Source organism: Alkalicoccobacillus plakortidis (assembly GCF_023703085.1).
GTDB classification, from domain to species: Bacteria; Bacillota; Bacilli; order Bacillales; family Bacillaceae_D; genus Alkalicoccobacillus; species Alkalicoccobacillus plakortidis.
Genome location: NZ_JAMQJY010000004.1, coordinates 120,002 through 131,854 on the forward strand (window position 1 = coordinate 120,002; position 11,853 = coordinate 131,854).

An 11,853-nucleotide genomic window follows, 5' to 3' on the forward strand; every position below is an offset into this window, starting at 1 on the left:
ATTTGTTCATTTCTGACACGTAATGAATAGGAGTGACCTCATGAGAATTTTGGATCAACTTTTAGAAACTGAACGGTTTATACCTAATGAAAAGTCTATTGCGACTTTCATTCTTACACAAAAGGAAAACATGCTGTACATGACAATTCAAGAGCTCGCAAAGCATACGTATACTTCACATTCAGCTATAATCCGAATGATTCAGAAATTAGGATTATCAGGTTTTAAAGAATTCACGATCAAACTTGCTCAGGAAATTCAGAGTGATCAGAAGGAGCAAGTGATCATTGATCCCAATTATCCTTTTTCTCGAGATGAGCAGCCAATTGAAATTGCCAAAGAGATATCGGATCTTATGCAATACACAATAAAGAGAACCTATGAATACTTAGACAATCGTTTGTTAGAGCAAACGGCAGAACAAATTAATCAAGCTGAACGAATCTTTATCTATGCGTTAGGAGATTCGCAAATAAGAGCAAAAAGCTTTCAAAATAAAATGCTTAAGATCAATAAATATGTAGTCATTGCTACGGAGCTTTCTGAATGGTCCTATCATTCTTTAAATCTTAGGCAACAAGATTGCGCTATTTTCTTGTCATACCACGCGAAATCCATTGATTTTATTAAAACGGCAAAGTTCTTATCAGATAAAGATGTGCCAATTATCTCTATAACGGCATCCTCCAACAGTGACCTAACGAAGCAAAGCACCTATACGATCTTAGTACCAAATGAAGAGGACAAGTTCTCAAAGATTGGGACCTTTTCATCTCAAATTTCATTTGAATATGTACTGAATACCATTTATTCATGTATATATAAACTTGATTATGAAAACCATAAACAGCTTTCAATCGATACGTTTAAACGTGTGGAGGAAGATATGTAGTAGTCAAATAAGGTTGAGAAGAGCACCCATAAGGTGTTCTTTTTTTAGTGCTTGACGTATCCTCAAGACTTACTATATCATTAAATCGTAATAATTACGATTTAATTGAGGGGTGTATGAATGAAAAGTTCAAGTTTTAAATGGGTAGGTGCAATCGCTTTGGTGGTTATAATGGCGGCTTGCCAGGATGCCACCACTACGGAGGAAGAACAGGGCGAGTCTTCTAGCGAAAATCATGAAAACGAGCTAGATCATGATCAGAATGTAGAGGAAGGGATTGTGATTCAAGGATTGGCGGATCATTATCACACAGGTGATGCCATTCAACTGACTGCGGAACTTGATGAAGAAGCGGAATATGATCATTGGCATTGGTACATAAAAAATGATGAAGAGTCTGAATGGGAAACGGTTCCGAATCAAGAAAGTACAAATTTCTCAAGTGAAGCGACAGTAGATGGACAAGAAATAAAAGTGATTTTATTTGATGATGAGCATGAAGCTTATGTGCAATCAGTTCCAGTCCAAATTAGCATTGACGATCATGAACATGGTCACAGTCATGCACATGATGAAGAAAGCCAAAAAATCTATGAAGGTTATTTTGAGGATGATCAAATCGAGGATCGTACCCTCACTGATTGGACGGGAGATTGGCAATCTGTCTACCCGTACTTACAGTCTGGAGAACTAGATGAGGTATTTGCTCATAAGGCTGAACATGGTGATATGACTGAAGAAGAGTACAAAGACTATTATGAGATAGGCTATGAAACGGATGTTGATCGAATTGTCATTGACGATCATACATTTACATTCTTTAAGGGTGACGAGGAACACTCTGGTGAATATAGCTATGATGGATATGAAGTTTTGACATACGAAAAAGGAAATAGAGGGGTAAGGTACATCTTTAAGCTAGCTGAAGATGAAGAAACGAATGAGATGCCTCAATACATTCAATTTAGTGATCATAGCATTTTCCCGACTGAAGCCTTTCATTTTCATCTTTATTGGGGAGACGATCGTGAGGCACTGTTAGATGAAGTCACTAACTGGCCGACGTATTACCCATCAGAAATGGATGCAGATGAGATTACTCATGAGATGATTGCCCATTAATTTTGTTTTACATTGCAGAAAGAGCTGTCCGTATTGGTGGTGCACCCCAAAAGTTAGAGAAAAATCTAACGTTTGGGGTGTTTTTTATATGTTAGTAAACCGGATAATTGACAATAATACAGTTAGGATTAAAATAAATCTATTAACAACCTTTTAGAAGCTAAGAACAAAAGAGAAGAGGAATGAGTATGTCCGTCGTATCCACTGTACTAGTCATGGTCGTGGCACTTGAACACCTATATATTATGTATCTTGAAACCTTTGCCACTTCATCAAGTAGAACGTCCAAAACGTTTAACATTGACGAAGAAAAATTAATGGATCCGACCGTAAATGTATTACTAAAAAATCAAGGAATCTATAACGGGTTTCTAGCGCTTGCTCTGATTTATGCCGCTTTATTTTCAAATCATGCGCTTGAGATCAGCACACTTTTAGTCATTGTCATTATCGGTGTCGCCATCTACGGAGGATTAACGAGTTCCAAAAGTATCATCTTAAAACAAGGTGGACCTGCGATTTTAGCCTTGCTAAGTATTGTGATTTTTAATTAATGAAAAATATAATTGTTTTCTAAAGCAAAAAAGTATGAAGGCCAAAAGGCTTTGATACTTTTTTTAGTATCTACAATAAAAGGGCTTTACTTTTATAAAATTCACAAGTATAGTTGGTTATACAACTAACCAACCTAATGAAGTAGCATGTAAGAAAGGAAGAGGTTCTCTTGAAAGCATTGTTAGACGAATCACAGCCTATATTTCAACAGATTGCCCAAATGATTATGGATGACATTGTTGATGGTCAGTTGAAAGAAGGCGAGAGAATCCCATCGGAAAATGAACTGTCGCAATTTTACAATATCAACCGGGCTACTGCGCGTAAAGGACTTCAAATGCTAGTAGACCGAGAGATTATTTACAAACAACGGGGTATTGGGATGTTTGTAAAAGAAGGTGCAAGAGCCCAAGTATTAGAGGAGAAGCAAGGGCAATATCGAGAAGCACATATTCGACCTTTGTTAGAAGAAGCCAAACGCATTGGCATGTCGGTTAATCAAGTGATTGATTGGATAATAGAGGAGGAGAAAAAACAATGATTTCAGTTCAAAATGCTGTCTTTTCGTATGATGACTCATACATCTTAAAAGGAATTTCCTATGTTGAGGAAAGTCCCATTATTGCAGGACTGTGGGGAAGAAATGGAGTAGGAAAAACCACGTTAATGAAATTGATGGCCGGTCACATGAAACCCTCAGAAGGCAGACTTGAAATCATGGGCCAGCAGCCTTATAACAATGTAAAAGCACAGAAGCACCTATGTTATATGCAAGAGGATCATCCATTTAGTGAGATTTGGACAGTTCGAGATGCGTTAAGATTTTATCAATACTTTAACCCTAACTGGAATCAAGAAGAGGCATTTCAGCTTTTAGAGGCATTTGAGTTACCTGAGAAAAAGAAAGTAAAAAAGCTCTCAACTGGAATGAAAACCGCTCTACAGCAAGTCATCGGATTGGCTAGTCATGCAGAGGTGACGATTTTGGATGAACCGACAAATGGCTTAGATGCGGGCATGCGTAAGACATTTTATAAATTGCTATTGAAAAGCTATGAGGCAAATCCACGCTTAATCGTCGTATCCACACACCATATTGAAGAAATACAAAACTTATTAGATTCAATCATGGTTATACATGAAGGGAAGCTGCTCATGCACAAATCAATGGAAGAAATAAGAGAAATGGGCATGTGGTTAACTGGAGAAAGCAATCAAGTGGATGTGCTGGTAAAAGGTAAAAGAGTTTTAGAAGAAAGCAAAATGGGATCTATGAAAAAAGTGATGGTTGACGATGTAATATCCGATGTTTGGAGAGATCATGCCCGAAAAGGCGGCGTTTCGCTTGAGAGTGCACCATTGCAAGATTATTTATTAAACGTGACAGAAAAAAAGAAGGAGGGTATTAGATGAGCTCAGTTTATGGAATAAATCGTTTATTCTATGAAGATGCGCGATGGTTTATAGGGAAACTACTTTTAATGTATATTACGCTACCCTTGGCCATTGCATGGACCATTCTTGCAGTGTCGGTAGATTTGGGGGACACACTCACGTCCATTGTTGGACCAGCTTATTTTTTCTTTATACCCGCTTATGGAATTCTAGCCTTTAAAGGACTTTTGCCAATTGCCATGGGTATTGGCAGCACAAGAACTCAACTTTTGAAGACCTTTTATCTAATTGGAACATCTGCCATACTCGCATATATTCTCTTCTTGAATGTGTTTCAGTTGGTCATCGCATCCCTATATCATCGTGGAATCGCATCCTCTTCTATTTTGCATCCAGGATTGCTGCACTCACAAGAGTATCTATTCCTTCCTTACTTATGGATTGATTTAATGTTTGCGCTGGCAATGTTTGGAGGAGCTTTCTTTATCTATTGTCTAACCTATCGAGTAGGAATCACTCAAACCCTAATAGCTACAATGGTGATTGGGATCTCTGCCATGTTTTTATACTATTCAGGTATGCTAGAAGGACCAATCGAATGGCTGTTATCACTTGATATGAGCGCTATAGCTATTTTTACCGTGGCTGGTGTTGTAGGTCTAAGTGCATTATTAGCTACTTACCCACTAATGAAAAACGCTTCACTTCTGCCAAAGGGGAAAAAAGAGTAAGAATTTAAAAATAAATTCCGATAAAAAAGGTTTGACAAATCAGTTTTATTGGTTTAAATTAATGACAACCCTTTTTATACTCCCCATTAAAAGCCGACTTGACCTCAAGAGGCCTGGACTCAGATGATGCTGAGTCCAGGATTTTTTTTGTTCTCCCAAGATTTTTTCCTAGAAGTAAGGTAAGTGATTAAGAGCGAGAAGCATTTTAGGAAGAAGCATTAGATAGATCAGCAAGAAGCAAGGTAAGGTAGCAAGGAGGAGTAGCGTTGAACCAAGAAGTATGGCAAGAGAGCAAGAGCAAACAACGTTGATCCAAGAAGCAAAGTAAGACAGCAAGAGCAAACAGAGTTGAACCAAGAAGCGAGGCAAGACAGCAAGGAAGAAAGGCGTTGAACCAAGAAGCAAGGCAAGACAGCAAGAACAAATAGCGTTGAACCAAGAAGCAAGGCAAGACAGCAAGAACAAATAGCGTTGAACCAAGAAGTGAGGCAAGACAGCAAGAGCAAATAGCCTTGCACCAAGAACTTCAATTTTATTTTCCGATTGTTCACAATCGTTCATATTAATATTGGAATAATTAGGTTGGAAATGGTAGGCTAAGAGTGAGAATAGATTTTCATGATGGAGTTTTTGTAGGTTCGAATGAAGGTTTGGTATTCGTATGTTTTTCTTATCCTTATGATCATAATCTTTTCTCGCTCTTTTGTTGATACCGGACTACATGTTACGGTTCTTTTTTTATTCTTGGTTAATCTAATTTGTTTTGTTAGGGAAGTTACGATGATTCGAACGCTTAAACAGAACCCTGAAAGGGATGTCACCGTAGCTTATGTATTCTTGATCATCAGTCAGTTTTTCCTCACTTTAGTTATATTTTTTTGTTTCTTTTTATTTTTCGTTAGGTGAAAGGAGTGAGAACCATGCCTACTTGCCAACAATGCGGCAACAAATGGAGCTGGAAACAAACATTAAAAAAGACGTTTGTTTTATATCCTGGGTTTGACTGTCCGTTCTGTGGTAAGAAGCAATATCAAACCAACAGGTCAAGAAAAAAAAGTGCGGCTTTAGCCTTTATCATTCCAACACTCATTTTTATATTTAATATATTGCAAGTTCCCTTTTTAACAATTATTGTCGTTTCAATTATTGTTTTCACTTTAATGATAAGTATCTACCCATACCTCGTTGATTTATCCAATGAAGAAGAATTCCTCTTCTAAACACCTGAATTGCCTAAATCCTTAAGCATGTATTCCTTTTTAGTTGATTCCCGCATAGAATAATTGACTAATACGAAGGGGAGTTTTTACATGAAGCAGAGCAGAGATCAAGGGAATGAGATCAGAGGTCGCTATCCTCCAAATTTTGCTAATCAACTTGCGCTGCTTGGTGGAATTTTAGCAACAGTTGGTGATGCACTAGCAACGTTTGGGGTGGCAGTTGATATAGAGCAAAGTCAAATTGAAGAAGCTAATCTAGCCCAGCAGAGTCAAAATCAAGATCAACAGCTGATTGCGCTACAAGATCAACTTAAAGCCTTGGAAAAAGAAGTTCATTTACTGAAAAGTAGGAAATGAAACGGATTCGTTTCATTTCTGAAACAGGGTGGATTTCACCCTAATGACTCCCATGAAAAATAGAAAGTATATAGCTCTTGAAAAATAAGGTCGGAATCCTCTGTAATAATGGCTCCTTCAAGCTTTGAGAGACTTAAACTAATGTCGATCATTTCATCTCTCTCTACGCTGAATTGAACTCGTTTTGAGATGGTATCCCAAGCAGATTTGGCTTTTCGTAACTCTTTGCGGGCTTCTTGCCAGCTATCCTCTTTTGAATAGCGTTCAACATTTTGAACATGCATTAACACGTTATTTTCTTCATTCCCATAGGCTTGTTTTAATAATGAGCCACTGTTCATCAAAAAAATAGACACTATAAGAAATAAAGCAGGAATAAAGTAAAATAAAAACTTATTTATGACTCTCACCTCAAAAGTAAGTTAGTAAGGACCTGGATAATCACTAATGTTCAATTCATCTCCAATCCCGTCTTCATACCTATCAACATAGATGCTATCATTTGGAAGAATAGCGGCATACATAATTTCAGAAAGATCTTTAATTCCTAATGTATCCAACTGTTTCATCAGCCAGTCGATATCTTTCTGTCGTTGTTTTAAGTTTTGTGGGATGATTTCTCCTTCAACAACAACTTCGGTAGTCAATTTTGCTAGTTTTAATGGTATATTTAGATCTTTTTTTTGGACTGGCTGAAAAGAAGAAAACGGCATGACTGATATAGAACCGTCTGGCTCCAAAATTGCAGTATTCACTTCAGCTGGCGAGAAGATGTTTTTCACTCGTAATTGAGTCATTAGTTCATCCATCGTAATTCTTGATTTTCTAAGATTATTTTCGAGGATTTTTCCATTTTCCATTATTACAACGGGTTCAGAGTTTTGTACCTTAGATAAAAACCGGCTTTTAATACCGATGAATTGAAGGATAACCGTTAAGATAATAAATACGGTTAATGCAACCCAATGAACAAATGCTTTGGATGTAAGGTCTGTAGCAAGGGTTGCTGCAATGGATCCGATTGTTATTCCATTAATGTAGTCAAACATGGTGAAGTTACCGAGCTGTTGCTTTCCAATAATACGAGCATATAAAAGAATGGTCATAAATGTTATCAGTGCCCGAACTGCAGCAACTAATGGTTCTTGCATCATGAACCCCACCAACTTTTCATCAAGTTATCTATACAGTTCGCTGAAAACGAATTAATTATGTAAAAAGAGAGTGAAGGCAGTGATTAAATGTTACGTACATACACAGTAGAGGATAGTCAGTATATAGAGGAGTCTCATTACGAACTGTATCATCAAGAATTTCATTATGATTTATCGTTTAAAGAATTCATTAATGAACGTGTTGCTGGTTTTGTTAGCAGAGATAGTCATGAAGAGAATATTTGGATTGTTGAACACGATGGAGAAAGAAAAGGGTCCATTTCAATTCATAAAGTGGACAATGAGATCGCACAGCTAGGGTTATTTTTAGTGAATCCTAGTGTGAGAGGGCATGGATACGGTCAAAAATTAATGGAAACAGCTATTCAATTTTGTGAAGGTTTGAGCTATAAATCAATTGTGTTAGTCACAAATCAAGAATTAAAAGGTGCTAGACGCATCTATGAGAAGAATGGATTCAAACGGGTTGAGGTATGGACAGAAACAAAGTCAAACAAAATGTTAAATGAAGAAAAGTGGGTGTTAGAATTAGAAAAATATTAGGAGCTGGCTATTGAACCATTTTTCCTTTACTGCATAGGCTAACACATAGATGTAGTAAAAGGAGTGGAAGGATGGCCATTTTAGATATTGATTTTAGTTCACCAGATGTCGAGTATTTTTCAGATCTAAGCAAGAATAACTTCTTCACACTTGATGAGAATAATCTAATAAATGCTTTAGGCAGAAATAATTTAAATTCTCTTGGGAATGTCTCACTGCTTGATATCTTCTTAAGTGTTGAAAAAGTGGTGGAGCCACATTACCATCAGAATGCATCAGAGCTTGTGTATTGTATTACAGGCAGTGCATTGGTGTCACTCATCAATCCGTTCACAAAAGAGTTAAATGAATTCACCATTGAACCAGGGCAGGTTGCAAATGTTCCTCAAGGTTGGTGGCATTATGAGATTGCTAAAGAGGATAATACTCATTTATTAGCGATTTTTGATGCGCCTTATCCTCAGGTGATTCTAGGTTCAGACCTTTTACGACTTACTCCTAAAGATGTGCTAGCACACACATATTGCTTAGATGAGGATCAGATTACAGAAGCTCTTTCACCAATACAATCTTCAACGATTATTGGTCCATCAAATGATTGTGCAAACCCTGCTGAGCTGCAACGGACGCAACAACCTATGTTCAATCAATATTCGAGGCAATATCCTGTAACCCCTTATTACCCTGGATATGCACCATATCCTCAAAATCCATATCAACAACCTAATTACAGATACTAATAAACGAAAAAAAGACCATCAACACCTTTTATAAAGGCTAGCTGATGGTCTTTTTTATATGGACGCGATAAGCTGGCCACCAATCGCACCTGCTACAACGATGGTCCAAGGGGGAAGCTTCCAATAGACAAGCATAAAAAATAATAGTGCAGCTAACGAAAAATCAATTGGAGTTATAATGGCACTCATCCAAATTGGCTGGTAAAAAGCAGAGATTAAAATGCCCACCACTGCTGCATTCACACCAAATAATGCGGCTTTGATATGCTGGTTTTGACGTAGTGCAGACCAAAATGGCAAGGTGCCAAATATCAGTAAAATTGCTGGTAAAAAGATGGCGACAGTTGCGAGTAAGCCCCCAGTCCAACCTGCAATATCAGCACCAATATAAGCAGCAAACGTAAATAATGGACCAGGTACTGCCTGTGCGACACCATATCCTGCAAGAAACGATTCCTCGCTTATTAATCCGCTTGGAACAAATTCACGTTCAAGCAGTGGAAGTACTACATGTCCTCCACCAAAAACTAACGACCCTGCACGGTAGAAGCTATCAAACATACTAATCCAGGTAGCAGAATTGAGAGTACTTAATAATGGGAGGCCAACCAGGAGTGCAAAAAATAGTGTTAAGCAAATCGTGCCGAATTTTTTTGACAGAGGGATCTGCATGTTATCTGTTTGGTCACTTTGAGAGCCTTTAAATAAAACCCATCCAATCAGTCCCGCAAATAGTATGACACTTATTTGAGTAAGTAAATAAGGAACGAGTAGTGTAACAAGTAAGGAAAAAAGAACGATTGTTTTTCGTTTTAAATCTGGAGCCAAGTTAGCTGACATTCCTAAAATAGCATGAGCCACTACGGCTACGGCTGTGATCTTAAGGCCTTGAATAAAACCCGAATTCATTAGATTAAATTGCTCAGCTACATAAACAAAAAGAATTAAGGAGATCACAGAGGGTAAGGTGAATCCGATAAAAGAAACAAGTCCCCCGATTGCTCCAGCCCTTGTTATTCCGATTCCAATTCCAACCTGACTACTTGCAGGACCAGGCAAGAACTGACAGAGTGCTACTAAATCAGCATACGCTTTATCGGTCAGCCACTTTCTTCTTATGACGTACTCATCTCGAAAATACCCGAGATGAGCAATGGGACCACCAAATGAAGTGAGTCCAAGTTTTGTTGAGAGTACTAAAATTTCAAGAAGTCTTTTGAAATAATTCATGCAAGCCTCCTTATTAATCTTTAATTTCCTTAAATAGTTCATATGCTTTATTTCGGGCTTCACGTAAAATTTGTTCGCCTTGATCTGTAATTGAATAATACTTTCGAATCTTGCCTTCCACGTTCCGGTCTTCTCTCATTAATAATCCATCTGCTTCCATGCTGTGAAGAATCGGGTATAACGTACCGCTGCTAATTTCGTACCCATGTTCTTTTAGCTCATCTACCATCCAAACACCATAAACGGGATGTTCTTTGGCATGATGTAAAATATGAATTTGGATGAATCCTAAAAATAATTTCCGAATAATTTTTCCTTCCATGTTATAGTCCCCTTATTTAATAGCTAAAGTCGATATCGAAAGTCTATATCAGGGAGTGCTTAAAGTCAACTCAGTGTAAGGGGGGGCTTGACAAGGGAATGGTACAATAAAAGATAGGATCGTATATTTAGGAGAAAAAGTAGGTGCTAGTCATGAATATCGTAAAACCAAAAATACCACAAAGCTTAGAACCAGGTAATTTTCAACAAATTTTTAACGAAGAGGATCCGCATTTGAGTCAATTAGACATTCACGGATCTGTATTTGAGTATGAAGCTGTTGATAGAGTCCATCTATCAAATATGAAGATTTCAAATTCCTCTTTCCAACATACGCAATTTAAGCAAATCGATATAACAGACGTACATTTCGAGAATTGTGATTTTTCGAATGCTAATTTAAGTGAGGCAAGTATTCACCGCGTAACATTTAAAAATTGTAAGCTGATGGGTGTGGATTTTTCAGACGGACGATTTGGTGATGTCTTATACGATCAGTCTCTATTAACCTTATGCAATTTTGGAGATTCAAAGATGGAGAAAGTTCTTTTTAAAGAGTCGAACTTAAAGAATGCTGATTTCTTTCATTGTAAGTTGAAGAAAATCGATTATTCATTAAGTGATATTGACGGAGTGAGCTTTGATACTACAAAATTAAAAGGAATAGATATAAGTACAGCTCAGTTTGAATCACTTGTTGTTTCGCTAGAGGATCTTAAGGGATGTATTGTGTCAGAGTGGCAGGCCATTGCCTTTGCTAGAATGATGGGACTAGATGTTAGGTAAGGATGAGAAAGCAAGAGCAAATTGAGGTTTACCAAGAGCAAGGGTAAGAAAGCAAGAGCAAAATGAGATTCACCAAGAGCAAGGGCAAGAGAGCAAGAGGAAAGAGAGATTCACCAAGAGCAAGGGCAAGAGAGCAAGAGGAAAGAGAGATTCACCAAGAGCAAGGGCAAGAGAGCAAGAGCAAAGTGAGGTTTACCAAGAGCAAGGGTAAGAAAGCAAGAGCAAAATGAGCTTCACCAAGAGCAAGGGCAAGAGAGCAAGAGGAAAGAGAGGTTTACCAAGAGCAAGGGCAAGAAAGCAAGAGCGGAATGAGGTTCACCAAGAGCAAGGGCAAGAGAGCAAGAGCAAAGAGAGATTCACCAAGAGCAAGGCTGAGAAAGCAAGAGCTTAGCCTGGTTCAACAAGACGCAATCCTACATCAAAGTAAAAAAAGGAGAAACGGGCTACTTAAAGTGCCCGTTTCTCCTTTTCGATATTAGTTTGATGTCTTAAAGCGAAACTTCCTCACCAACATAACCTTTGGCTTGAATTGGACCTGCTAAAAACTCAGGAGCTTTTTGTACAAAAGCTGTGAAGTGAGTGCTTGAGTTGTGAAGCTTTGTCGCTTCTTCATTTTCCCATGTTTCCATCATTGTGTACGTGTACTCTTCTTCGATGTTTTTCACTAGTTCGTACGAGATATTACCCGTTTCTTTACGTGTCTCAGTAATTAGAGCCGTTGCTTCTTGGATAAATGCTTGTTCTTGCTCTGGTTTAATTTGAAAACGTACGTGTGTAATAATCATT

General features: G+C 37.8%; 16 protein-coding genes. 11 read left to right on the forward strand and 5 right to left on the reverse strand.

Translation table 11 applies throughout. The features are described from left to right. Positions 1 to 40 precede the first annotated feature (40 nt). From NDM98_RS20045 to NDM98_RS20080, 8 genes are all read left to right on the forward strand, one after another. Positions 41 to 892 (forward strand): MurR/RpiR family transcriptional regulator, encoded by an 852-nt coding sequence (locus NDM98_RS20045; protein WP_251611313.1) that lies wholly within the window; start codon positions 41 to 43, stop codon positions 890 to 892. Between the two features lie 120 nt (positions 893 to 1,012). Then, positions 1,013 to 2,014 carry a ZinT family metal-binding protein gene (locus NDM98_RS20050; protein ID WP_251611314.1) on the forward strand — a complete coding sequence of 334 codons (1,002 nt, stop codon included), beginning with the start codon at positions 1,013 to 1,015 and terminating at the stop codon, positions 2,012 to 2,014. 188 nt (positions 2,015 to 2,202) lie between these two features. Beyond that, a complete protein-coding gene (locus NDM98_RS20055) occupies positions 2,203 to 2,568 on the forward strand; it encodes a DUF1304 domain-containing protein (RefSeq protein WP_251611315.1) in 366 nt (121 codons plus the stop codon). A 170-nt stretch (positions 2,569 to 2,738) separates the two neighbouring features. Beyond that, complete coding sequence (locus NDM98_RS20060) at positions 2,739 to 3,110, forward strand: GntR family transcriptional regulator (RefSeq protein ID WP_251611316.1); 372 nt, start codon at positions 2,739 to 2,741, stop codon at positions 3,108 to 3,110. Continuing rightward, on the forward strand, positions 3,107 to 3,982 hold the full coding sequence (locus NDM98_RS20065; protein WP_251611317.1) for an ATP-binding cassette domain-containing protein: 876 nt from the start codon (positions 3,107 to 3,109) through the stop codon (positions 3,980 to 3,982). Before NDM98_RS20060 ends, NDM98_RS20065 begins: the two co-directional genes overlap by 4 nt. Further along, complete coding sequence (locus NDM98_RS20070; protein ID WP_251611318.1) at positions 3,979 to 4,695, forward strand: hypothetical protein; 717 nt, start codon at positions 3,979 to 3,981, stop codon at positions 4,693 to 4,695. Before NDM98_RS20065 ends, NDM98_RS20070 begins: the two co-directional genes overlap by 4 nt. 920 nt (positions 4,696 to 5,615) lie before the next feature. Then, the gene (locus NDM98_RS20075) at positions 5,616 to 5,915 is read left to right on the forward strand and encodes a TIGR04104 family putative zinc finger protein (RefSeq protein WP_251611319.1); all 300 of its coding nucleotides are present in this window, start codon (positions 5,616 to 5,618) and stop codon (positions 5,913 to 5,915) included. Between the two features lie 90 nt (positions 5,916 to 6,005). Beyond that, positions 6,006 to 6,272 (forward strand): hypothetical protein, encoded by a 267-nt coding sequence (locus tag NDM98_RS20080; protein WP_251611320.1) that lies wholly within the window; start codon positions 6,006 to 6,008, stop codon positions 6,270 to 6,272. 35 nt (positions 6,273 to 6,307) lie between these two features. Here NDM98_RS20080 and NDM98_RS20085 read toward each other — a convergent pair whose 3' ends face one another. Together NDM98_RS20085 and NDM98_RS20090 are read right to left on the reverse strand one after the other, a co-directional pair. Continuing rightward, entirely contained in the window at positions 6,308 to 6,613 is a 306-nt protein-coding gene (locus NDM98_RS20085; protein WP_251611401.1) for a DUF4363 family protein, read from the reverse strand. 81 nt (positions 6,614 to 6,694) lie between these two features. After that, positions 6,695 to 7,426: a DUF421 domain-containing protein gene (locus NDM98_RS20090; RefSeq protein ID WP_251611321.1), complete on the reverse strand. Its 732-nt coding sequence runs from the start codon at positions 7,424 to 7,426 to the stop codon at positions 6,695 to 6,697. 87 nt (positions 7,427 to 7,513) lie between these two features. On the opposite strand from NDM98_RS20090, the gene NDM98_RS20095 reads away from it, so the two are divergent. Both NDM98_RS20095 and NDM98_RS20100 read left to right on the forward strand, forming a co-directional pair. Then, positions 7,514 to 7,990 (forward strand): GNAT family N-acetyltransferase, encoded by a 477-nt coding sequence (locus NDM98_RS20095; RefSeq protein ID WP_251611322.1) that lies wholly within the window; start codon positions 7,514 to 7,516, stop codon positions 7,988 to 7,990. A gap of 71 nt (positions 7,991 to 8,061) precedes the next feature. After that, the gene (locus NDM98_RS20100) at positions 8,062 to 8,730 is read left to right on the forward strand and encodes a cupin domain-containing protein (protein ID WP_251611323.1); all 669 of its coding nucleotides are present in this window, start codon (positions 8,062 to 8,064) and stop codon (positions 8,728 to 8,730) included. Between the two features lie 54 nt (positions 8,731 to 8,784). On the opposite strand, the gene chrA is transcribed toward NDM98_RS20100, so the two are convergent. Further along, positions 8,785 to 9,960 carry a chromate efflux transporter gene (chrA, locus tag NDM98_RS20105; RefSeq protein WP_251611324.1) on the reverse strand — a complete coding sequence of 392 codons (1,176 nt, stop codon included), beginning with the start codon at positions 9,958 to 9,960 and terminating at the stop codon, positions 8,785 to 8,787. A 13-nt stretch (positions 9,961 to 9,973) separates the two neighbouring features. Further along, positions 9,974 to 10,282 carry a PadR family transcriptional regulator gene (locus NDM98_RS20110; protein ID WP_251611325.1) on the reverse strand — a complete coding sequence of 103 codons (309 nt, stop codon included), beginning with the start codon at positions 10,280 to 10,282 and terminating at the stop codon, positions 9,974 to 9,976. A gap of 152 nt (positions 10,283 to 10,434) precedes the next feature. On the opposite strand from NDM98_RS20110, the gene NDM98_RS20115 reads away from it, so the two are divergent. After that, on the forward strand, positions 10,435 to 11,067 hold the full coding sequence (locus tag NDM98_RS20115) for a pentapeptide repeat-containing protein (RefSeq protein ID WP_251611402.1): 633 nt from the start codon (positions 10,435 to 10,437) through the stop codon (positions 11,065 to 11,067). A gap of 488 nt (positions 11,068 to 11,555) precedes the next feature. On the opposite strand, the gene NDM98_RS20120 is transcribed toward NDM98_RS20115, so the two are convergent. Beyond that, positions 11,556 to 11,852: a putative quinol monooxygenase gene (locus NDM98_RS20120; protein ID WP_251611326.1), complete on the reverse strand. Its 297-nt coding sequence runs from the start codon at positions 11,850 to 11,852 to the stop codon at positions 11,556 to 11,558. Between the last annotated feature and the right edge of the window lies 1 nt (position 11,853).